Consider the following 12,068-nt stretch of genomic DNA (forward strand, 5'->3'; position numbering starts at 1 on the left):
TTCTATGGGTTACAGAAAACTTGGACGTACAAGTTCACAACGTAAAGCAATGCTTCGCGACTTGGCGACAGACCTAATCGTGCATGAGCGCATCCAAACGACAGAAGCGCGTGCGAAAGAATTACGTTCAGTCGTTGAAAAGATGATCACGCTTGGTAAACGCGGTGACTTGCATGCACGTCGTCAAGCAGCACAATTCATTCGTCGTGAGTTGGTAACAACTGCGGATGAAGAAGGTAATGAGAAAGAAATCTATGCAATTCAAAAGCTATTCGATAACGTTGCACCACGTTACGCAGATCGTCAAGGCGGTTATACGCGTATCATGAAAATGGGACCACGTCGCGGAGACGGAGCACCTGTTGTCGTTATTGAGTTAGTTTAATTACTAAATACAAACAACCGAGGGTGTGTCTGTCATACGCACAGCCACGCCCTTTTCTTATCTATATGATTTATACGACAATATTAAAAGCTGAGTGTTATGATCGACGGTTCAGCCGATCGGTCTAGCTCTACGCATCTCATCCGCTGATCCGGATTGAGCACCCGGCATCAGAATAGAATGGAGCGCATTTCTTCGGATGAGGTGCGCGCTTTTTTTATTTGTTCAGAGAAAAAATTGTAGAATTCAGTTGTTTCATACATAATCAGTAAAACCCGGAGGTGACATATGTGAAGGAAATTTTGTCGTTGGATCACGTGTCCTATTCATACGAGTCGGAAGATGGCGTAACGCGGAGAGCGGTTGACGATGTCAATTTCACCGTGAATGACGGTGAATGGATTGCTATCGTCGGTCATAATGGCTCAGGAAAATCGACGTTGGCGAAGCTGATGATCGGTCTTTTGTTTCCAGAGGAAGGTAAAGTGAAAGTCTTCCTGGAGGAGCTGAACGCGGACAACTTATGGGAAATCCGTTCGGACATCGGAATCGTCTTTCAAAATCCGGATAATCAGTTCGTCGGCTCGACTGTTCAGGACGATGTTGCATTCGCTTTGGAGAACAATGGCATCCCTTTCGAGGAAATGGTACCACGTGTCCACGAATCGCTTGCTCAAGTGAACATGGAAGGATTTCTGGATCATGAGCCTCATCATCTATCCGGCGGACAAAAACAGCGTGTGGCAATTGCGGGGGCACTTGCGATGCGCCCTAGACTGCTTATATTGGACGAGGCGACTTCGATGCTTGATCCGCAAGGGCGAGATGAGGTGATCCAAGTCGTCGATGAACTTAAGCGGGCAACGGGGCTCACGGTCATTTCCATTACACATGATCTGGAAGAAGTGCTATTGGCTGATAGGGTCATAGTAATGAATGATGGGAAGTTGTTGTTGACAGGCAAGCCTGAGGAGATTTTTGCTCATGGGGATAAGCTGGAGTCAATTGGGTTGGATTTGCCTTTCGCTGCAAGACTATCGCGTTCGTTGCGCCAGGCAGGAGTCGGGATACAAGGGGAACATATGACGGAAGAAGAGTTGGTGAATGAATTATGGACATCTCACTTCAACAAGTAGGCTATTCGTATGCAAAAGGCACGCCTTTTGAAAAACGGGCCCTTTACGAGGTGAATGCTTCGATACGGACAGGATCGTACACGGCGATCATCGGACATACAGGATCAGGCAAATCGACGTTGCTTCTCCATTTAAACGGTTTATTGAAACCGACTGAAGGTGTAGTGCGTGTCGGAGATGTTAGCATCACCGCTGACACGAAGGCGAAAGAGCTGAAAAAGATCCGTCGGCACGTCGGCATCGTGTTCCAATTTCCTGAACATCAGCTCTTTGAGGAAACAGTGGAAAAGGATATCATGTTCGGTCCGCTGAATTTTGGGATCCCCGAAGAAGAGGCTAGGCAGCGTGCCCATGAATTGATCCGACTGTTGGGATTGCCTGAAGACGTTGCACAGAAGTCGCCGTTCGATTTATCGGGGGGACAGATGCGACGTGTGGCGATTGCCGGCGTCCTTGCATTCAAGCCGTCAGTCCTCATTTTGGACGAACCGACGGCCGGACTCGATCCGCGTGGACGGAAAGAAATTATGGAGCTGTTTACCAAATTGCATAAAGAGGAAGGCTTGACGACCATCCTCGTCACTCACAGCATGGAGGATGCCGCTAGATACGCGGATCAGGTCCTCGTCATGCATGAGGGGCGTTCTGTTATGGCTGGAGCGCCTGAGGAAGTGTTCGGGGATGTTGACCGACTAAAGTCTTTCCGGCTCGGCTTGCCGCGTTCTGTGGCGTTTCAGCATAAAGTGGAGAAGCTATTTGGCAAGCGATTTGGAACGCTGGCACTGACGGAAGAGCAGCTTGCTAAGACAATTGCAGAAGCTCTGAAGGAAGAAGGTGAGCGATAATGTTGGAGAAGATGATTTTCGGCCGATACGTGCCGGGAAATTCATTCGTCCATCGGCTGGATCCGAGATCGAAGCTGCTGTTCGTCTTCTTGTTCATCGTAGCGGTCTTTCTAGCTAACAATACGGCGACGTACGCTTTGCTATTGGCTTTCACATTGCTCGTCATTTCTATTGCGCGCATCCGGCTCTATTTCCTGTTCAACGGATTGAAGCCGATTCTCTTCCTAATCATATTCACATTGCTCATGCACTTCATTTTCACTAAAGAAGGTGCATTGCTGATCGATTGGAAGTTCCTCAAAATTTACGAAGAAGGCGTCAGGCAGGGGATTTACATTTCCATCCGCTTCCTCGTGCTTGTCTTGATGACAACCATATTAACGTTGACAACGTCCCCCATTTCCATCACGGACGGAATGGAGACGCTGTTGAATCCTTTAAAGCGTATTAAATTGCCTGTCCACGAGCTTGCATTAATGATGTCGATTTCCCTTCGCTTCATCCCTACATTGATGGATGAAACCGATAAGATATTAAAAGCGCAGCTCGCACGTGGTTCCGATTTGACGAGCGGGACTGTCAAAGAAAGGATCCGGGCGGTCGTTCCTCTTCTTGTCCCTCTTTTCGTCAGCGCGTTCAAACGGGCGGAGGACCTCGCAATCGCAATGGAAGTGAGAGGCTACCGCGGCGGAGAGGGCAGGACGAGGTACCGTCAATTGAATTGGCAATGGCGTGATACAGTGGTCATCATTCTCTTCCTCTTTTTAGTCGCCGCTCTTATTTGGCTAAGAGGAGGGAACTGAGATGAGACGTGTTAAAGCCACAGTAGCTTATGACGGTACAGACTACGCTGGATATCAGTTCCAACCGAATATGCGGACAGTGCAGTCCGTCATTGACAAGGCGCTTGTGAAGCTCCACAAAGACAGTTCCATCCACTCTGTCGCAAGTGGCAGAACGGACGCAGGTGTGCATGCATGGGGCCAAGTAATCCATTTTGACACACCACTAGAGCTGCCGCTTGATCGCTGGCAAATGGCGCTGAATGTTTTATTGCCTAAAGACGTACGGATCGTCAAAACGGAATTTGTAAATGACGATTTCCATGCGCGCTATTCGGCAACAGGTAAAACGTATATGTATAAATGGTCGTCCAGTGAAGTGCAGAGTCCCTTTGAACGCAATTATGCAGTCCATTTGGGGAAGTGGCGGCCGGATGTCACTAGGATGCGCGAGGCTGCCGAGTATTTAATTGGTACGCATGATTTCACGAGTTTCTGTTCGTCAAAGACTGCTACGTCGAACAAAGTGCGGACAGTCAGGGAATTGACGGTTGCACAACAGGGCGAAGAGCTGATCATGACGATTGAAGGCGACGGTTTTCTGTACAACATGGTACGGACAATTGCCGGTATGCTTTTTGCAGTCGGCATCGGTTGGAACGAGCCGCAAGACATGAAGGAAATCCTTGAGGCGAAGGACCGGAAAAAGGCTGGCAAAACGGCGCCAGCACACGGTTTGTACTTGATGAATGTCACGTACTAGACCCGTGTCAACTTTTCCTGGCGTTTTCTAACAAAACGCTTGACTTATGAACGTATTCAATATAAGATGATAAATGGTATTTCAATAACCCCACAATAAGCCCCGGAAAGTTTATTTGTGTTTAGGGATAGAGAAAACGGAACAGATTTGATATTTTTAGGAGGAAACAATACATGCGTACAACATTCATGGCTAAAGGTCACGAAGTAGAGCGTAAATGGCTCGTTGTCGACGCTGAAGGACAGACGCTTGGTCGTCTAGCTTCTGAAGTTGCATCAATTTTGCGCGGCAAAAACAAACCTACGTTCACACCACACGTTGACACTGGCGATCACGTTATCATCATCAACGCTGAGAAAATCCATTTGACTGGGAATAAATTAAAAGATAAAATCTACTATCGCCACTCTGGCTATACTGGTAATCTTAAACAACGTACTGCGCTTGAAATGCGTACGAACTATCCAACTAAAATGTTGGAACTTGCGATTAAAGGGATGCTTCCAAAAGGCCCACTTGGTCGTCAAACATTCAAGAAACTTCATGTCTATGCTGGACCGGAACATCCACATACGGCACAAAAACCAGAAGCATACGAGCTTCGTGGATAATTAAGAGGAGGAAACACTTTTGGCACAAGTACAATATATCGGCACTGGCCGTCGTAAAAGCTCAGTAGCTCGTGTACGTCTCGTACCTGGTGAAGGCAAAATTGTCGTCAACAACCGTGACGTAGAAGACTACGTACCATTCGAAACACTTCGTGAAGTGATCAAACAACCACTTGTAGCTACTGAAACACTTGGCAGCTATGACATCCATGTAAACGTCCACGGCGGCGGTTACACAGGTCAAGCAGGCGCAATCCGCCACGGCGTAGCACGCGCTCTACTTACTGTAGACCCTGACTTCCGCGGTACTTTGAAATCTGCTGGTTTGCTTACACGTGACTCACGCATGAAAGAACGTAAAAAATACGGCCTTAAAGGCGCGCGTCGTGCACCTCAGTTCTCAAAACGTTAATCTACGAATATTTACAACCCTTTCCCGAGTTTTCAGGAAAGGGTTTTTTGTTTGGAGATTTTGGAATCATGTAGTTTGTAGTTTGCTTTTATGAAGTCTTCTTTACTTTGAAAGTGTAAACACGAAGAATGATTTATCAAAATAAAATAACATTCGTGTTTTCGTTGACCGGCTTACAGTTTTTATGCTATAAATGTAAAGTGAAAAAACAACTTCACAAACTGTGTGATAATTTTATTTTAATAATAAATGTATATGCTTGGGAATATGGCTCAAGCGTTTCTACCTGGTAACCGTAAACTACCGGACTACATGAAAAACTGACTGGAAACATTTTTGTTCCATTGTTTTTCGTGAATCGGTAAACCGGATAGGTAGAATCTATCTGGTTTTTTGTATTTCATCCAGAAAAGAAATTGCCGGAAGAAGCATATGAATAGCTTCCCGCTAATAACGGGAGACTAATCTAAAGTGATTCAAACAAATATTTATTCTAGAGGATGGGACAGCATGACGAAAAAACCTATTTATTTCAACCACGACGGTGGAGTCGACGACCTTATATCTTTATTCTTATTGCTTCGAATGGATAATGTCGAACTGACAGGCGTATCTGTCATTCCGGCGGATTGTTATTTAGAGCCGGCTGTTTATGCAAGCCGGAAAATAATCGACCGCTTCGGGAATGGTGTTAGCCTCGATGTAGCAGAATCGAACTCTCGCGGGAAAAATCCTTTTCCGAAAGACTGGAGGATGCATGCATTTCTTGTAGATGCACTGCCAATTCTAAATGAATCTGGGAAAGTTGTTACGCCCGTGGCGGAGAAGCCGGCACATCTTCATATGATCGATGCGATTCGGAATACTTCAGAAAAGACCACTTTATTATTTACAGGCCCACTTACTGACCTCGCTCGTGCATTGGACGTAGCGCCGGATATTGAAGAGAAAATCGAAAGACTTGTTTTCATGGGTGGCACTTTCCGTGAAGATGGGAATGTTCATGAGCCAGAACATGATGGTACAGCTGAGTGGAATGTGTTTTGGGATCCGGAAGCAGCGGCTCGCGTATGGGAAACAAACATCGAAATAGATTTAGTCGCGCTTGAAAGTACAAACCAGGTGCCACTAACTTTGGATGTGCGTGAACGTTGGGCAAGGGAACGCAACTATATCGGGGTCGACTTTCTCGGTCAATGTTATGCAATGGTTCCGCCGCTCGTCCACTTTAAAACAAATTCCACGTACTATTTATGGGATGTGTTAACAACAGCATTTCTTGGAAAAACAGATCTTGTTAAAGTAAAATCGGTCAATAGTATTGTCATTCCGGATGGACCAAGTCAGGGTCGGACAGTGGAAACACCTGACGGACGCCCAGTAAATGTTGTTTATGATGTGAATCGAGACGCATTCTTCGATTACATTACGGAATTGGCAAAGCAGGTGAGTGGAGAAAACTCCAAATAAAAACGATTAATCAACATGATTTTAATATGATAGGAGAGATACTATGCAATACATCTGGGGAATTGGCGGCATCATTGGGATATTAGCGATTGCATGGTGCCTATCAACAGCAAGAAAGTCCATTAATCCGAGAACTGTTTTTGGGGCTTTGGCCATCCAAATTATTTTCGGATTTATGGTGTTAAAATGGGAGTTCGGAAGAAAAATCTTGGAATACATTTCTGGAATTGTCCAAAAAGTAATCGACTCCTCCAATGAAGGAATTCAATTCTTATTTGGAGGAGTACTAGGGGCAGAAGGTGCAGGCTTCACCTTTGCATTTCAAGTGTTGCCCATTATCATTTTCTTTGCTTCCTTAGTATCGGTACTTTATTATTTAGGAATTATGCAATTCTTGACGAAAATCCTTGGTGGCCTTTTGGCGAAGGCCCTCAAGACGAGTGAAACCGAATCGATGTCGGCTGCTGCCAATATTTTTCTCGGACCGACGGAAGCCCCATTAGTCGTCAAACCTTATATTGAAAAAATGACTAGATCAGAGTTGTTTGCGGTAATGGTAGGAGGCCTGGCCTGCGTGTCAGGTGCCGTGTTAGGCGGTTACGCCATGTTAGGGGTTCCTATCGAATATTTGTTGGCGGCAGCTTTCATGGGTGCTCCGGCTGGATTATTATTTGCGAAAATCATCGTTCCTCAAACGGTACAGTTGAACGAAACAGAAGATGTTCAAATGGTAAAAGACACAGAATCTAAAAACGTCATCGATGCGGCTTCACGCGGGGCGATGGATGGATTGAAAATAGCGGTTGGTGTAGGTGCGATGTTAATCGCGTTTATCTCACTCATTTACTTGATTAACCTAATCACCGGAGCAATTGGCGGGTTCTTTGGATTTGAATCGTTAACGCTTGAAAAAATATTAGGGTATCTTTTCTTCCCAATCGCCTTCCTCATTGGTGTTCCTTGGGAGGAAGCATTGCAAGCCGGTTCATTTATCGGACAAAAATTCATACTGAACGAATTCGTTGCCTACACTTCTTTTGCATCTGAAATAGCGAATCTGTCACCTAAGAGCGTCGCGATGATCAGCTTTGCACTATGCGGCTTCGCAAATCTTTCAGCGCTTGCTATGTTAATTGGCGGTTTAGGTGGAATGGCCCCTTCAAGAAGACAAGACATCGCGGAGATGGGATTACGTGCAATCATCGCTGCGACACTAGCCAATCTCACGAGTGCAGCTATTGCGGGGATGTTAATTTAATTTCCACTGGAGTTCAAAATATTGGACTGAAGATCCCTCACCCCTATAATATGAAGGGAATGAACAAGAGGAGGAATCGGCATGAAGGAAATGACTACAACTGAACTCCAGAAGCAGTTGGAAAACGGTGAAACAGTTAATATGATTGATGTCCGGGAAGAAGATGAAGTTGAACAAGGTATGATTCCAGGTGCAATCCATATTCCATTAGGGGAAGTTCCGGAGCGTTTGGAAGAGCTCGAAAAGGCTGCACCATATGTGCTCATTTGCCGGTCGGGCGGGCGCAGTGGGCGTGCAGCAGAGTTCTTAGAGGCAAAAGGATATGACGTGACCAATATGGTCGGCGGCATGCTGGACTGGCAAGGGGACGTTGAATAAGCATTGTGTAAAAAGAGCCGAATCGGCTCTTTTTTTGTTGGTGTGCCCAGCATGGGCGTAGTCTATAGGGTGCAAGTCCCGAACCGCGAAGGCAGAAGTAGCGGTTAGCCTAACGCAAGGGTGTCCATGGTGACGTGGAATCTGAAGGAAGCGGGCGGCAAACCTCCGGTCTGAGGAACACGAACTTCATATAAGGCTATGTACGATTGGGTGAGTTTGCCAAACAAAACAAAGCCCTTTCTGCCGAAGGTCGTATGTAGTAGATGAAGCAGATAGGTGGAGGGAAAGACTACGCTCTTACCTGGGGAGGTCTGATTGAAACGCCAAGTACACTTGGTAACCTATCCAGTGATGGATAGCTGAACAATCAGAAGTCAGCAGAAGCCATAGTACCATTCGAACTCGAGAAGAATGGGAAGGGCTGAACAATTAAGAGAGAACAACATCTTGGCATTCAGTAACCTGTGAAGAACACAGATAACCGATAAGGCATGCCCGAAGGAGGAAGTGGTGAATCCCACTGGGGACTTCGGGATGGTGGAGCAGGACTGGCATAAGAAGAACCGTTGTTCACGGAAAGAGGCGTAACACATGTTGATGGAGCGAATACTATCACGTGAAAACTTGCTTTCTGCCCTAAAGCGGGTGGAGCGCAATAAAGGAAGCCACGGTGTGGATGAAATGCCTGTACAAAACCTACGGAAGCATTTCCTGGAACACTGGGAATCCATGAAAATGGAACTCCTTCAGGGAACCTATGAACCGCAACCTGTCCGCAGGGTCGAAATCCCGAAACCTGACGGAGGCGTGCGTCTATTAGGTATCCCTACCGTGATAGACCGCTTCATTCAACAGGCGATAGCCCAAGTGTTAACTTCCCTATACGACCCTACGTTTTCAGACCATAGTTACGGATTTCGACCAAATCGAAGTGCCCATGACGGAGTGAGGAAAGCGAAAGGATATATACAGGAAGGAAATCGTTGGGTTGTCGATATGGACCTGGAGAAATTCTTTGACAAGGTAAACCATGACAGGCTCATGGGGACACTTGCGAAAAGAATCAAAGACAAGCGTCTCCTTAAGTTGATCCGTAAATACTTGAAATCGGGTATCATGATTAATGGTCTCGTGACAAACAGTGAAGAAGGTACTCCGCAAGGAGGACCATTGAGTCCCCTTCTCTCCAACATAGTCCTTGACGAACTGGATAAGGAATTAGAGAAAAGAGGTCATAAATTTGTCCGATACGCTGATGACTGCAATATCTATGTGAAAACAAAGAAAGCAGGGAATCGGGTCATGAACTCCATCACCTCTTTTATTGAAGGAAAGCTTAAGTTGAAGGTGAATCTAACTAAATCTGCAGTTGACCGTCCGTGGAAGAGGAAATTCCTTGGATTCAGTTTCACCAGTGGTAAGGAACCGAAGGTTCGTATTGCCAAGGAAAGTGTGAGACGGATGAAGATTAAAATCAGGGAAATCACCTCAAGGAAGAAACCCTACTCCATGGAATATCGGATAAACAAACTCAACCAATACCTTATGGGCTGGAGTGGATATTTCGCCTTGGCAGACACGCCAAGCGTGTTCGTTAAGTTCGATTCTTGGATTAAAAGAAGACTCCGGATGTGTATGTGGAAGGATTGGAAGAAACCCAGTACAAAGACGAGAAAACTCATCGGTTTAGGCATCCCGATAGGGAAGGCATATGAATGGGGAAATTCACGCAAGAGCTACTGGAGAATTTCTAAAAGTCCTATACTACACAGAACCCTAGGGAACTCCTATTGGAGTTCCCTAGGGCTCAAAAGTCTAATATCTCGTTACGAAGCTTTGCGTCAACAATCTTAGTTGAACCGCCGTATACCGAACGGTACGTACGGTGGTGTGAGAGGTCGGGAGTTAATCGCTCCCTCCTACTCGATTATGCGTTATAAGTGAGGAGGGCTCAAAGATGGACAGGGTCCATTCTTTCGCATTCAGGGTCCATTCATTCCAGCAAGGGTCCATTCTTTCGCATTCAGGGTCCATTCATTCCAGCAAGGGTCTATTCTTTCGTGTTCAAGGTCCATTCATGCTGTTCATCTGAAATGTAATACAAGCATTCATATCTTCGCTAAAGTCTGCGTATAGTGGAGGAAAAAGGCGGTGTGAGATTGAAACGATGGCTTATCATCGGGTTATTATTTGCGAGTTCCCTTCTTGTAGTGCTGTACGGTGTGAATGCTTCGGACAGAGGATTCTTCATGCCTGAACAGCTTGGGGGAATGAAGATTCTCATTGATCCTGGGCACGGTGGATTGGATGGGGGAGCGTCAGTTGGAGAAGTAGTAGAGAGGGATATTACCTTAAGCATTGCACATGAGTTGAAGAAAAGGCTTGAAAAGAAGGGTGCAATGGTTGTCATGACCCGTGAGAAGGAAGGAGACGCCATTGCGGAACATGCACCAAGTGATAAGTTTGGAACGATTCGGCAAAGGAAGATGGCTGATTTGAAACTGCGTGAAAGTATCGCTATCGACGAGGAACCCGACATCTTCCTCAGTGTCCACGTGAATGCAATTCCAGAACAAAGATGGCGGGGCTCTCAAGTATTTTATCATGCGGAAGGACATCCCGGAGGCGAGCTGTTAGCCAAGTCAATTCAAGGGTCTTTCGTAACGAATCTACAAAACACCGAGCGAGAAGCCATGGCGATTAAAGGGGTTTATTTATTGAAAAAGGTTCCAATGCCTTCAGTACTTATAGAAACCGGCTTCATCTCCAATCCTGAAGAACGGGCATTGTTGATGGATCCTGCGTACCGGGGGAAAGTGGCAGATGCGATTGTGGAAGGAATTATTCAATTTCAACTATCGGAAAAACAATGAAAGTAAATTCCGACTTTGAAGAAGGGGCAATATGGTATACTTAGGGAAGAATGAATAAATCTCTAAGGGGTGGCCATATTGATAAACGAACAAATTATCCGTGATGTTGTAGGCGAGTTGAAGGATCCGTTTTTACATAAAACACTTGCGGAAACAGATGGAATTGTCAGCATATCGGTTAAACCGGAGAAGAAGCATGTCAGTGTAAAATTGGCCATCGCTAAAGTCAACACGGCGGAGCAAATGAACTTGCAGACGAAAGTGGTTGAAGTGATAAAGGCGGCCGGGGCGGATTCAGTCGGAATCCGATTTGAGGAGCTTCCGCCCGAGACGCTTGAAAAGTTCCGTGGCACTGCGACGGAGGCGGAAGCACAGGACCTGCTGTCACCGTTAAATGATATTGAATTCATTTCGATTGCATCCGGGAAAGGCGGAGTCGGTAAGTCGACCGTTTCCGTGAACTTGGCGGTTGCGCTCGCTCGTCTCGGGAAAAAGGTCGGATTGATCGATGCGGATATTTACGGATTCAGTGTGCCGGATATGATGGGCATTACCGAATTGCCGGTAATCCGTGAAGACCGAATTATTCCGGTGGAGCGTTTTGGCGTGAAAGTAATTTCCATGGGGTTCTTTGTAGAAGATAACGCTCCGGTCGTATGGCGCGGACCGATGCTCGGGAAAGTGCTAGATCAGTTCTTCCGGGATGTGGACTGGGGTCCCTTGGATTACCTCATCTTGGATTTGCCACCTGGAACAGGAGACGTTGCGCTTGATATCCATCAAATGATTCCTTCCTCCAAAGAAATTGTTGTTACTACGCCTCATCCAACTGCTGCATTCGTAGCAGCGCGTGCAGGTGCAATGGCGCTCCAAACGGATCATACGTTACTAGGTGTCATTGAAAACATGGCATGGTTTGAATCGAAGCTGTCTAACGAAAAGGAATATGTCTTCGGACAAGGGGGAGGCACGCGGTTGGCGGAGGAATTACGCACCGAGCTTTTAGGTCAAATCCCACTTGGGCAGCCCGATTGGAATGAAACAGATTTCGCGCCTTCCGTTTATGCGGAGCATCATCCGATTGGTCAAACATACACAGAAATTGCAAAGGCAGTTATCGACAAAACAAATAAATAAAGGAAAACGAACAATCAA

At 46.1% G+C, this 12,068-nt stretch carries 13 protein-coding genes and 1 riboswitch; all 13 genes read left to right on the forward strand.

From position 1 onward, the window contains the following. The first annotated feature begins 4 nt into the window (after window positions 1-4). The 13 genes from rplQ to OC538_RS12630 all read left to right on the forward strand — a co-directional run bounded on the left by rplQ (window position 5) and on the right by OC538_RS12630 (window position 12,050). Window positions 5-385 carry a 50S ribosomal protein L17 gene (gene rplQ / locus OC538_RS12570; protein WP_251627905.1) on the forward strand — a complete coding sequence of 127 codons (381 nt, stop codon included), beginning with the start codon at window positions 5-7 and terminating at the stop codon, window positions 383-385. A 290-nt stretch (window positions 386-675) separates the two neighbouring features. Further along, entirely contained in the window at window positions 676-1,521 is an 846-nt protein-coding gene (locus tag OC538_RS12575; RefSeq protein ID WP_251695504.1) for an energy-coupling factor ABC transporter ATP-binding protein, read from the forward strand. After that, a complete protein-coding gene (locus OC538_RS12580) occupies window positions 1,497-2,366 on the forward strand; it encodes an energy-coupling factor ABC transporter ATP-binding protein (protein ID WP_251695503.1) in 870 nt (289 codons plus the stop codon). Before OC538_RS12575 ends, OC538_RS12580 begins: the two co-directional genes overlap by 25 nt. Next, a complete protein-coding gene (locus OC538_RS12585; protein WP_251695502.1) occupies window positions 2,366-3,169 on the forward strand; it encodes an energy-coupling factor transporter transmembrane component T family protein in 804 nt (267 codons plus the stop codon). Before OC538_RS12580 ends, OC538_RS12585 begins: the two co-directional genes overlap by 1 nt. 1 nt (window position 3,170) lies before the next feature. Further along, complete coding sequence (gene truA / locus OC538_RS12590) at window positions 3,171-3,911, forward strand: tRNA pseudouridine(38-40) synthase TruA (RefSeq protein WP_262175885.1); 741 nt, start codon at window positions 3,171-3,173, stop codon at window positions 3,909-3,911. A 173-nt stretch (window positions 3,912-4,084) separates the two neighbouring features. After that, a complete protein-coding gene (gene rplM, locus OC538_RS12595; protein ID WP_251695500.1) occupies window positions 4,085-4,522 on the forward strand; it encodes a 50S ribosomal protein L13 in 438 nt (145 codons plus the stop codon). 19 nt (window positions 4,523-4,541) lie between these two features. Continuing rightward, the gene (gene rpsI, locus OC538_RS12600; RefSeq protein ID WP_251627916.1) at window positions 4,542-4,934 is read left to right on the forward strand and encodes a 30S ribosomal protein S9; all 393 of its coding nucleotides are present in this window, start codon (window positions 4,542-4,544) and stop codon (window positions 4,932-4,934) included. 229 nt (window positions 4,935-5,163) lie between these two features. Next, window positions 5,164-5,265, forward strand: a riboswitch (purine riboswitch). A 179-nt stretch (window positions 5,266-5,444) separates the two neighbouring features. After that, window positions 5,445-6,404, forward strand: a complete 960-nt coding sequence (locus OC538_RS12605) for a nucleoside hydrolase (RefSeq protein WP_251695499.1) — start codon at window positions 5,445-5,447, stop codon at window positions 6,402-6,404. 43 nt (window positions 6,405-6,447) lie between these two features. After that, window positions 6,448-7,662 (forward strand): NupC/NupG family nucleoside CNT transporter, encoded by a 1,215-nt coding sequence (locus OC538_RS12610; RefSeq protein WP_251695498.1) that lies wholly within the window; start codon window positions 6,448-6,450, stop codon window positions 7,660-7,662. An 81-nt stretch (window positions 7,663-7,743) separates the two neighbouring features. Continuing rightward, complete coding sequence (locus tag OC538_RS12615) at window positions 7,744-8,040, forward strand: rhodanese-like domain-containing protein (RefSeq protein WP_251695497.1); 297 nt, start codon at window positions 7,744-7,746, stop codon at window positions 8,038-8,040. 591 nt (window positions 8,041-8,631) lie between these two features. Beyond that, window positions 8,632-9,894, forward strand: a complete 1,263-nt coding sequence (gene ltrA / locus OC538_RS12620) for a group II intron reverse transcriptase/maturase (RefSeq protein ID WP_262175895.1) — start codon at window positions 8,632-8,634, stop codon at window positions 9,892-9,894. Between the two features lie 305 nt (window positions 9,895-10,199). Next, window positions 10,200-10,913: an N-acetylmuramoyl-L-alanine amidase gene (locus OC538_RS12625; protein WP_251695496.1), complete on the forward strand. Its 714-nt coding sequence runs from the start codon at window positions 10,200-10,202 to the stop codon at window positions 10,911-10,913. 78 nt (window positions 10,914-10,991) lie between these two features. Beyond that, complete coding sequence (locus tag OC538_RS12630; RefSeq protein ID WP_251695495.1) at window positions 10,992-12,050, forward strand: Mrp/NBP35 family ATP-binding protein; 1,059 nt, start codon at window positions 10,992-10,994, stop codon at window positions 12,048-12,050. Window positions 12,051-12,068: the final 18 nt, after the last annotated feature.

The sequence above is a fragment of the Saccharococcus sp. Marseille-Q5394 genome, assembly GCF_946901335.1.
In the GTDB taxonomy this organism is placed as follows: Bacteria; Bacillota; Bacilli; order Bacillales_A; family Planococcaceae; genus Sporosarcina; species Sporosarcina luteola_C.

Bases quoted from the DNA above. Each gene is read 5' to 3' on its own strand.
- rplQ (WP_251627905.1), top strand. From the start codon at position 5: ATGGGTTACAGAAAACTTGGACGTACAAGTTCACAACGTAAAGCAATG.
- OC538_RS12580 (WP_251695503.1), top strand. From the start codon at position 1,497: ATGGACATCTCACTTCAACAAGTAGGCTATTCGTATGCAAAAGGCACG.
- OC538_RS12585 (WP_251695502.1), top strand. From the start codon at position 2,366: ATGTTGGAGAAGATGATTTTCGGCCGATACGTGCCGGGAAATTCATTC.
- truA (WP_262175885.1), top strand. From the start codon at position 3,171: ATGAGACGTGTTAAAGCCACAGTAGCTTATGACGGTACAGACTACGCT.
- rplM (WP_251695500.1), top strand. From the start codon at position 4,085: ATGCGTACAACATTCATGGCTAAAGGTCACGAAGTAGAGCGTAAATGG.
- OC538_RS12605 (WP_251695499.1), top strand. From the start codon at position 5,445: ATGACGAAAAAACCTATTTATTTCAACCACGACGGTGGAGTCGACGAC.
- OC538_RS12610 (WP_251695498.1), top strand. From the start codon at position 6,448: ATGCAATACATCTGGGGAATTGGCGGCATCATTGGGATATTAGCGATT.
- OC538_RS12615 (WP_251695497.1), top strand. From the start codon at position 7,744: ATGAAGGAAATGACTACAACTGAACTCCAGAAGCAGTTGGAAAACGGT.
- ltrA (WP_262175895.1), top strand. From the start codon at position 8,632: ATGTTGATGGAGCGAATACTATCACGTGAAAACTTGCTTTCTGCCCTA.